The organism is Mycobacterium simiae (assembly GCF_008370645.1).
Lineage (GTDB): Bacteria > Actinomycetota > Actinomycetes > Mycobacteriales > Mycobacteriaceae > Mycobacterium > Mycobacterium simiae_A.
Map to the genome: position 1 here is coordinate 1 of NZ_VTZN01000357.1, position 1,941 is coordinate 1,941.

1 protein-coding gene is annotated in these 1,941 nt (G+C 66.9%); it reads right to left on the minus strand.

What is annotated here, in order from left to right:
* Positions 1-1,941 (minus strand): condensation domain-containing protein (locus tag F0Q45_RS25730; protein WP_262491189.1); only part of this gene is annotated, 1,941 nt, incomplete at both ends.

Genomic DNA, 1,941 nt, shown 5'->3' on the forward strand with positions numbered 1-1,941 from the left:
TGTTGGTGGGGTGGTTGGGTGGGTGGTTAGGGCCGTGTGGTTGCCGAGCTGTTCGAGGTGGGCGTGTTCGGCTGTGTTGAGCAGGTCGATCGATGACAGCGGCCGGTCGGGGTTGTCGGTCATTGTTTGCAGGAGCCGTTGCAGTCGGTCGGTGAGGGTGGTGATGGTGGTGGTGTCGTAGATGTCGGTGCGGTATTCCACGGTCCCGGTGATGCCGGCGGGTTGGCCGGTGTCGGTGAAGTGTTCGGCGAGCATGAAGGTGAGGTCCATGCGGGCGGTGTGGGTGGTTAGGGGCAGGGGTGTGATGTCGAGTTCGCCTAGTTGTTGGGTGGGGGTGGGGGGGTGCCAGGCCAGCAGGACTTGGATCAGGGGGTGATGCGACGTCGATCGGGTGGGGTTGAGTCGCTCGACGAGGGTTTCGAAGGGTAGGTCTTGGTGTTCGAAGGCTTCGAGGTTGCGGGTGCGTACCTGGGTGAGTAGTTGGGCGAGGGTGGGGTCGCCGTCGAGCTGTGTGCGCAGTACCAGGGTGTTGACGAACATGCCGACGAGGTGGTCGAGGGCGGGGTGGGTGCGGCCGGCCACGGGGATGCCGATCGCGATGTCGGGGCTGACGCTTAGTTGTGCGAGCAGCACCGTTAGGGCGGTGTGGATGACCATGAAGGTGGTGGCGTGGTGGTCGCGGGCCAGGTGGGTGAGTTGGTGGTGCAGGGCGGCGGGCCAGTGGATGGTCAGGCTGGCGCCGTGGTGATCGGCGGTGGGGGGGTAGGGCCGGTCGGTGGGTAGGTGGAGGCGCTCGGGCATGTCGGCCAGGGTTTTTTCCCAGTAGGCCAGTTGGGTGGTGATGGGGCTGTCGGGGTCGGTCAGCTCGCCGAGCTGGTGGCGTTGCCACAGGGTGTAGTCGACGTACTGGACCGCTAATGGGGGCCAGTGGGGGGCTTGTCCGGCGCATCGGCTGGCGTAGGCCGCGCTGAGGTCGGTGGTCAGGGGGGTCAGTGACCAGCCGTCGGCGGCGATGTGGTGCACCACGATCACCAGCACGTGTTCGTGTTCGCCGGTGCGGAAAAGCTGTGCGCGCAGCGGGATTTGGGTGGCCAGGTGGAAGGTGTGGCGGGCGGCGGTGCTCAGGGCGTGCTGGAGTTGATGGGCTGGCCAGGTGGTGGCGTCGATGACCTGCCAGCCCAGCTCTAGCGCCGATAGGGGTAGGACGTGCTGTTGGGGTATGCCCGCGCTGGCGGTATAGACGGTGCGCAGGGTTTCATGGCGGGCTATCAGGTCGGTCAGGGCTGCCCCGAGGGCCTCGGTATCGAGGTCACCGGCTAGCCGCAGCGCCCAGGCAATGTTGTAGACCGGGGTGGGGCCTTGTAGTTGGTCGAGCAGCCATAGCCGGTTTTGGGCGAACGACAACGGGATCGTTGCGGGCCGGTCGGCGGCTATCAGCGGGGTGCGCCGGTGGGGGGCCGCGCCGAGGTGGGGGGCGAGCCCGGCGATGGTGGGGGTGTCGAACAGGCTGCGTACCGTCAGGTCGGCATCCAGGGTGGTGTTGATGGCCGCGACGGCTCGCATGGCCAGCAGGGAGTCCCCACCCAGGTCGAAAAAGGAGTCGTCGATGCCGATGCGGTCGATGCCCAGCACCTGGCTGTAGAGGGTGGCCAGGATTTCTTCGACTGGGCTGGTCGGGGCGCGGTAGTGGTCGGTGGTGTAGTCGGGGGCGGGTAGGGCGCGGGTGTCGAGTTTGCCGTTGCGTGTTAACGGCAGTGCCGGGAGCACGACGAGTGCGGCGGGCAGCATGTAGTGGGGTAGTCGGGTGGCCAACTCGGCGCGCACGCTGGTGATGTCGGCGGTGCCGGTGAGGTAGCCGACGAGACGTTTGTCGCCGGGGCGGTCTTCGCGAGCAATGACGACGGCTTGATCGACGCCCTCAAGTGCGCACAACGCCGCGCT